Origin of the sequence: Paraburkholderia solisilvae (assembly GCF_902859875.1) — a bacterium.
GTDB classification, from domain to species: Bacteria; Pseudomonadota; Gammaproteobacteria; order Burkholderiales; family Burkholderiaceae; genus Paraburkholderia; species Paraburkholderia solisilvae.
Genome location: NZ_CADIKF010000133.1, coordinates 1 through 996 on the forward strand (window position 1 = coordinate 1; position 996 = coordinate 996).

The 996-nt window shown below is 61.2% G+C and carries 1 protein-coding gene; it reads right to left on the reverse strand.

The features are described from left to right. Nucleotides 1-996, reverse strand: a 996-nt coding sequence (locus HV675_RS32125) for an amidohydrolase family protein (protein WP_246270681.1), incomplete at both ends; no start/stop codon positions are given.

Sequence of the window (996 nt, forward strand, 5' to 3'; positions counted from 1 at the left end):
GGCATGCAGGCGCGGGTACACGCGCCGCGCGTTGCCTTCGTAGATCTTGAAGCGTTGTTCGGGGTTCATCTCGGCCGCTTCGACATAGCGCTTCGTATCGTCGAAATAGTGGCCGGTTTGCGGATCGATGCCGCGCACCGCGCCGATCATCTCGCTCGCGAACAGGATGTTGTCGACGGGAATCACGCGTGTGAGCAGATCGATGCCGGGCTGATGGTAGACGCAGGTGTCGAAGAAGATATTGTTCAGCAGATGTTCCTGCAGCGGCGGCTTCTTCAGTTCCTGCGCAAGCCCGCGAAAACGACCCCAGTGATACGGCACCGCGCCGCCGCCGTGCGGAATCACGAAACGCAGCGTCGGGAAGTCGTGGAACAGGTCCGACGTCAGGCATTGCATGAACGCGGTCGTGTCCGCATTCAGGTAATGCGCGCCGGTGGTGTGAAAACATGCATTGCAGCTCGTGCTGACGTGAACCATCGCGGGGATGTCGTACTCGACCATCTTCTCGTAGATCGGGTACCAGTAGCGGTCGGAAAGAGGGGGGCTCGTCCAGTGGCCGCCCGACGGGTCCGGATTCAGGTTGATCGCCACATTGCCATACTGCTCGACGCACTTCACGAGTTCAGGAATGCAGGTCGCGGTGTCGACACCTGGGCTTTGCGGCAGCATCGCGGCCGGCACGAAGTGCTCGGGAAAGAGCTGGCTCACGCGATAGCACAGTTCGTTGCAGATCGCCGCCCACGTGCTGGATACCGCGAAGTCGCCGACATGATGCGCCATGAAGCTCGCACGCGGACTGAAGACGGTGAGATCGAGCCCGCGTTCGCGCATCAGGCGCAACTGGTTGGTTTCGATCGATTCACGCAATTCGTCGTCGCTGATGTGCAACCCGGACGGTTTCGGCATCGCAGCGGGGTTGCCGATCGCTGCAATCTGGCGGTTGCGCCAGGCTTCCAGCGATGTCGGCGCGGTCGTGTAGTGACCGTGGATGTCGAT